We start from the raw sequence: 6,872 nt of genomic DNA on the forward strand, positions 1-6,872 counted from the left end.
ATTAAAAGATGAAGGAGCAAAAAATGACAACTAACTTAGTTAAACAAAAAGAAAATCTAGAAGCTTATATCCGGAGTACAGGTTATAACACTAGGGGAATGAAAGTAGAAAATAATCATGTACTCATTGAAAAACCAATACTTGATAGTTACGAAGATGAACATCAACGTAAAGAATTGGTTGATCTAGTAAATGTTATTGAGACTCGTACCCGTGGTGGGAAGTATGAAGTAACTGACTTTGAATCTGATTCATTACAAGAAGTTAGTGAAAATTCGGTTGAGAGAACAGAAGCAGATAAAAAGAAAACTATCAGCGTTGATTACTTAGTTAAATTATTCAGTGGAAAACTTGATTTTTCACAGGAACAATTAGATGATGGCCAATATAATTTAACGGATTTTCTTGGTAAGAAGATTATTAAATTAAAACGTAGAACACGAAATAGAGAGATTGGGAAAATTCTCCAAACTGCGAAAGTGCAGACTGCTACAAGTATGGACGACTTGAAATCTATTGTTTCTTTAATCAATCCAGAGCGCAATGTATCTATGGTTGTTAGTCAATCACTATTTAGTGTCTTAGAAAAAATGAAAGACACTTCAGGAAATTATCTTCTTAAAGTTGATAAAGAGACAGGGACAAGTGAAACATTCTTTGTAGATAACTTTTTAATTGTAGATGATACAACATTAGGGAATAAAGGTGACAAAAAAGGCTTTATCGGAGATCTAGAAAACTTTGTTACTTTGTTTGATCGCAAGAAAGATACACTTAGTTGGGTGAATGCGAATGACTATTTTGGAAAACGGTTGATTTTACATACCCGATTTGATGTAAGAAAAGTTGAAGAAGATTGTGGTTACTTTATTCAATGGAATTAGGAGAAAGAAATGGATATTAATCAAGTATTTGATACACTGGATGATTTAGATAATAAAAAAAGTAAGATTAATTCAGCACGAGAACAGTTAAGCGAAAAAAGGAAAAGCCTGTTAGGCAATCAAGCAGTTTCATTTGAGAACATAGATTCTTTTTTGTCAAATAACTTAGAATCTTTAGAGCAGCTGGAAAATATGGAAAAAGCTATTAATGGCCTTCAGGAAAAATTTGATAGTGATTTTTCAGAAGCTAATGCAGTCATCTTTGAATACATTTTTAAAGAGACTAAGCAACGGATGGAAACTAAGAAGATCTATAAACAATACCGAAAGAAACTTAGACAAATTCTGGACGCATATGATGAAATTCAAGAACTAAAGAAGAATGTGGAAGAAATCCATACAGGTGTAGTCAGAGAAATAAGTCAGAAACATTCTCTATTGCTATATCGAACAGAAGTAAGTCCACTTACTGTTCTACCATTTTTAACCCCTGATTCTAGCGGGTGGATGAATTTTTCTAAGGAATATCGGGACATTAAAGAGTATTTAGAAAAATAGGGAACAAATTAAGTAAGGCTAGTGATATATGGCTGAAACAGAAGAGATATCGCTAGTCCTACTTTTATGCTTTACTAAGTTTCACATAACAAAGTAAGCATAAACTGAAAAGAAGTAATAGCTTGAAAGCAAGGTATATCAGGGGTTTACAGAATGGAGTGAGTTTCACAGAATGTAAGATATGAGAAACTGAGGGGATAAATTAAAGAAATTTCCCTTGAACTTGTCATACTGAAGAGTTGTCAAACTTAAAACAATGATACCTGATAAGTGGAGTGTTGGAAGGCTTTTAGCGCTTTTTGTCAGTTTGACAGAATTTACAATTTGACAAATTGCAAGATAAAAAATTTTTAAAATTTAAGTGGAGGTACTTGCCTATGTACGAGTTGAGTAACAGAGACTTGGACGGGATAGATATTGAGTTAGGACGGTATAGAACGCTTGCTAATAAAATTTATTTGAGAAGACAGGAACTAATACATAATAAGAAACATAGCGCTGAAGATTATACTGGTGGGAAAGGCAAGATAGTATCTAGTCCTACTGAAGCGACAATCATTAGAATTGAAGAAGACCAAACACTAAGATATTTAGAAGGTTTCAAACTAGTTGTAGATACCTTGATGGAAAACTTAATTGAAAGTGATCTAGTAATTTTTAAAATGAGATATTTAGAAGCTGGTGCGACTTGGGAAGACGTGGCAGAGAAACTAAATAAAACTACTCGTTACATAAATAGCCGTAGAAAGGTAATCGCTAAAAGATTTGTGGAATTGAAAGGATATTGACTCCCCCCACCTTTTAAAAAATCTTTCTTCCCAGTAGGGTACCGGTGAAGGGAACTTTTTCCAAGTCGGAGATGTTCAGAGAAAAAGGGGGTAAAAACTTATTGTTTTTAGAAAAAAGTATTAGTTTTTCTAAAATAGAATTGAGATGAAACTATTTTTCTGAAATAAGACCTAATTTTCAATTGATAAATGAATTGATTATGTCTGATAAATGAATTGATTATGTCATTTATTTTTAAGATTTCTTCCAATAATAGTTTTTGATACTCTTTAAAATTTTTTGAGGAATGAAATTCAATCAGTTCTTCAAAGAATTTCGGGGGATTGGTAAATATTTGTAATGGGACATTTGAAATTTTATAATGAAATATATTATTTCTAAAATCTTGTCGGAAGTTAAAAACTTTTTCTTTGCGATCAAGGATATCAACAACTTCCTCCCGTTGGAAATCAGGAAATAAAGAGCTTTCCTTATTAAGAATCAAGCGTAAGGCTGTAATACTAACTAAATAGCATTGGCTTAGCGAGCGTGTAAAAAAGTAATTTTTTGATTTTAAGACACTTGGCATAATATGTACTACAAAATTATTCTGGCATAATATGTTAAATAAGAATAACTGAGTGCCCGTAGGCAGAACTCCTGTTAAAAAATTCCTTCTTTTAGATTCAAATAAGAAAAAATCACGTTGTTCAAAGTTTTCAATTTTAATATCCTGGATTGTAGGCTTCTTAATAGTTTTTTGATTTACTGAATTAATTAAAGTTCCTAAAGCTTTGCTAAATTCAAAAAATAAATCAGTAGCTCTTTTATCAAAATAGGAAATATCCTTTTTATCAGTTTTCGATAAAATACTTTCTAGGTAAATATGATATTGGTTAGTGTTAGCGTATGGAATTTCGTTGAAGTAATATACCCCTAAATCATGTTGTCCAAAAATATTGATTACGAGTTTTTGAAATAAATTGTAATTTTCTACCATTTGTGAATAAAAGCGTCTCTCTATTTCAAGTATCAGTTTGTTAGCCTTGCTATATTTTTTATCAGAGTATTGCTTATAACTCACTCGGACACTAGATATTATTTTTTGAAATTCCTGTTCTCCAATATTTGGAAAATCACTATGAACATTTCTAGGTAAAAACTTTAGTATTCCATCACAGAGAGATGATACAAAAGGAAGGATACCTATTGATAGTTCTGAATAAACTGTCTTATCCAAACTTACAATATTTTCAAGCAGTTGCCTTACTTCAGCAACTTCATCAAGTAGGATTGAAAAAGAAATCATTTCTATCTTATCCATGTTAATCCTTTCAGAAAGTTATTGTTTATATTATAGTTATTGTAACATTATTATTGATAATTGATTAGATGAATAAAAAAGCACCTTCAAAGGTGCTAGTTCTTGCCTGCTGAACTCGTCAATATTACGCCCTTTTTAGGGCTCTTTTTGTGGACTTTTTTAGGAACTTTCAAGAAAAACTAAGGCGATTTAATGCCTAAATGTTTTTAAAGAAAGTCAGTATTTTCAAGGGCTGAGCTCTAAAAATTTGACTTATAGAGTGTTAAATGATAGTATAGTCAAAGATAGTCAAGGTTTAAGAAGAGAGGTGGGTTTGTAATGAGATTTAAAAATACATCGGATCATATTGAGGCCTACATCAAGGCGATTTTAGATCAATCTGGAATTGTGGAGTTGCAACGGAGTCAGTTGGCAGATACTTTTCAGGTTGTTCCCAGTCAGATTAACTATGTGATCAAGACACGCTTTACGGAAAGTAGAGGCTACTTGGTTGAAAGTAAGCGTGGTGGCGGAGGCTACATTCGTATAGGACGGATTGAGTTTTCTAGCCATCATGAAATGCTCAGGGAGCTGCTTTACTCGATTGGTGAGCGGGTCAGTCAAGAAATTTATGAGGATATTCTACAGCTTTTGATTGAGCAGGAATTGATGACCAAGCAGGAGATGAATTTGCTGGTGGCAGTAGCTTTAGATCGCGTTCTAGGAGAAGAAGCTCCAGTTGTTCGTGCAAATATGCTACGACAGGTCATACAAGAGGTAGATAGAAAAGGGAAGTAAGATGAACTATTCAAAAGCATTGAATGAATGTATCGAAAGTGCCTACATGGTGGCTAGCCATTTTGGAGCTCGTTATCTAGAGTCTTGGCACTTGTTGATTGCCATGTCCAATCACAGTTATAGTGTGGCAGGGGCGACTTTAAATGATTATCCATATGAGATAGATCGTTTAGAAGAAGTCGCTTTGGAACTGACTGAAACGGACTATAGCCAGGATGAAACCTATACGGAATTGCCGTTCTCCCATCGTTTGCAGGTTCTCTTTGATGAAGCAGAGTATGTAGCGTCAGTGGTCCATGCTAAGATGCTAGGGACAGAGCACCTCCTTTATGCGATTTTGCATGATGGCAATGCCTTGGCGACTCGTATCTTGGAAAGGGCTGGTTTTTCTTATGAAGACAAGAAAGATCAGGTCAAGATTGTTGCCCTACGTCGAAATCTAGAAGAACGTGCAGGCTGGACTCGTGAAGACCTCAAGGCTCTACGCCAACGCCATCGTACAGTAGCTGACAAGCAAAATTCTATGGCCAATATGATGGGCATGCCGCAGACTCCGAGCGGAGGTCTCGAGGACTATACGCATGATTTGACAGAGCAAGCGCGTTCTGGCAAGTTAGAACCAGTCATCGGTCGGGACAAGGAAATCTCGCGTATGATTCAAATCTTGAGTCGGAAGACAAAGAATAATCCTGTCTTGGTTGGGGATGCTGGTGTCGGGAAAACAGCTCTGGCGCTTGGTCTTGCCCAGCGTATTGCTAGTGGTGATGTGCCTGCGGAAATGGCTAAGATGCGCGTGTTAGAGCTTGATTTGATGAATGTCGTTGCAGGGACACGTTTCCGTGGTGACTTTGAAGAACGCATGAATAATATCATCAAGGATATTGAAGAAGATGGCCAAGTCATCCTCTTTATCGATGAACTTCATACCATCATGGGTTCTGGTAGTGGAATTGACTCAACTCTGGATGCGGCCAATATCTTGAAGCCAGCCTTGGCGCGTGGAACTTTGAGAACGGTTGGTGCCACCACTCAGGAAGAGTACCAAAAACACATTGAAAAAGACGCAGCCCTTTCTCGTCGTTTCGCCAAAGTAACGATTGAAGAGCCAAGTGTGGCCGACAGTATGGCCATTTTGCAAGGTTTGAAGGTGACTTATGAGAAACATCACCGTGTGCAAATCACAGATGAAGCGGTTGAAACAGCGGTTAAGATGGCGCATCGTTACTTGACTAGTCGTCACTTGCCAGACTCTGCTATCGATCTTTTGGATGAGGCAGCAGCAACAGTGCAAAATAAGGCAAAGCATATAAAAGCAGACGATTCAGGTTTGAGTCCAGCTGACAAGGCCTTGATGGATGGCAAGTGGAAACAGGCAGCCCAGCTAATCGCAAAAGAAGAGGAAGTGCCTGTCTATAAAGACTTGGTGACAGAGTCTGATATTTTGACCACCTTGAGTCGCTTGTCAGGTATCCCCGTTCAAAAACTGACTCAGACTGATGCTAAGAAATACTTAAACTTGGAAGCTGAACTGCACAAACGTGTCATCGGTCAAGATCAAGCTGTTTCAAGTATTAGCCGTGCCATTCGCCGCAACCAGTCAGGGATTCGCAGTCATAAGCGTCCGATTGGTTCCTTTATGTTCCTAGGGCCTACAGGTGTCGGTAAGACCGAATTGGCCAAGGCTCTGGCAGAAGTTCTTTTTGATGACGAATCAGCCCTTATCCGCTTTGACATGAGTGAGTATATGGAGAAATTCGCAGCCAGTCGTCTCAACGGAGCTCCTCCGGGCTATGTGGGTTATGAAGAAGGTGGGGAGTTGACCGAGAAGGTTCGCAACAAACCATACTCTGTTCTCCTCTTTGATGAGGTAGAAAAAGCCCACCCAGACATCTTTAATGTCCTCTTGCAGGTCTTGGATGATGGTGTCTTGACCGATAGCAAGGGTCGCAAGGTTGACTTTTCAAATACCATTATTATCATGACGTCAAATCTTGGTGCGACAGCCCTTCGGGATGACAAGACTGTCGGATTTGGGGCTAAGGATATTCGTTTTGATCAGGAAAATATGGAAAAACGCATGTTTGAAGAGTTGAAAAAGGCTTATAGACCGGAATTCATCAATCGTATTGATGAAAAGGTGGTCTTCCATAGTCTGTCTAGCGACCATATGCAGGAAGTGGTGAAGATTATGGTCAAACCTTTAGTTGCAAGTTTGGCTGAAAAAGGCATTGACTTGAAATTACAAACTTCCGCACTGAAATTGTTGGCAAATCAAGGATACGACCCAGAGATGGGAGCTCGTCCACTTCGCAGAACCTTGCAAACAGAAGTGGAAGACAAGTTGGCAGAACTTCTTCTTAAGGGAGATTTGGTGGCAGGCAGCACACTTAAGATTGGTGTTAAAGCAGGCCAGTTAAAATTTGATATTGCATAAAAAGCGAGGCCGGGAAAAAGTTCCCGACCTCTTTATTTGCCTTTATTAGTGGCTCTTTGTCAACTGTAGTGGGTTGAAGAAAAGCTAAGCTCTAGAAAGGACAGATTTAGTCCTTTCTTTTTTGATA

At 37.5% G+C, this 6,872-nt stretch carries 6 protein-coding genes; 5 read left to right on the plus strand and 1 reads right to left on the minus strand.

What is annotated here, in order from left to right; all coding sequences use genetic code 11:
• Window positions 1–23: 23 nt before the first annotated feature.
• The 3 genes from OCF96_RS06395 (at window position 24) to OCF96_RS06405 (ending at window position 2,230) form a co-directional block, all read left to right on the plus strand.
• On the plus strand, window positions 24–884 hold the full coding sequence (locus tag OCF96_RS06395; RefSeq protein ID WP_084926972.1) for a phage major capsid protein: 861 nt from the start codon (window positions 24–26) through the stop codon (window positions 882–884).
• Between the two features lie 9 nt (window positions 885–893).
• The gene (locus OCF96_RS06400) at window positions 894–1,442 is read left to right on the plus strand and encodes a hypothetical protein (protein ID WP_084926973.1); all 549 of its coding nucleotides are present in this window, start codon (window positions 894–896) and stop codon (window positions 1,440–1,442) included.
• Between the two features lie 377 nt (window positions 1,443–1,819).
• Window positions 1,820–2,230: a DUF722 domain-containing protein gene (locus OCF96_RS06405; protein ID WP_261038979.1), complete on the plus strand. Its 411-nt coding sequence runs from the start codon at window positions 1,820–1,822 to the stop codon at window positions 2,228–2,230.
• Between the two features lie 107 nt (window positions 2,231–2,337).
• Here the strand turns inward: OCF96_RS06405 and OCF96_RS06410 are convergent, their stop codons facing one another.
• A complete protein-coding gene (locus tag OCF96_RS06410; protein ID WP_261446719.1) occupies window positions 2,338–3,534 on the minus strand; it encodes a hypothetical protein in 1,197 nt (398 codons plus the stop codon).
• A 318-nt stretch (window positions 3,535–3,852) separates the two neighbouring features.
• On the opposite strand from OCF96_RS06410, the gene OCF96_RS06415 reads away from it, so the two are divergent.
• Window positions 3,853–4,311, plus strand: a complete 459-nt coding sequence (locus tag OCF96_RS06415) for a CtsR family transcriptional regulator (RefSeq protein WP_001211270.1) — start codon at window positions 3,853–3,855, stop codon at window positions 4,309–4,311.
• A gap of 1 nt (window position 4,312) precedes the next feature.
• A complete protein-coding gene (locus OCF96_RS06420) occupies window positions 4,313–6,745 on the plus strand; it encodes an ATP-dependent Clp protease ATP-binding subunit (protein ID WP_261053777.1) in 2,433 nt (810 codons plus the stop codon).
• The last annotated feature ends 127 nt before the right edge of the window (window positions 6,746–6,872 follow it).

The sequence above is a fragment of the Streptococcus mitis genome (assembly GCF_946190065.1).
Taxonomy (GTDB): domain Bacteria; phylum Bacillota; class Bacilli; order Lactobacillales; family Streptococcaceae; genus Streptococcus; species Streptococcus mitis_DE.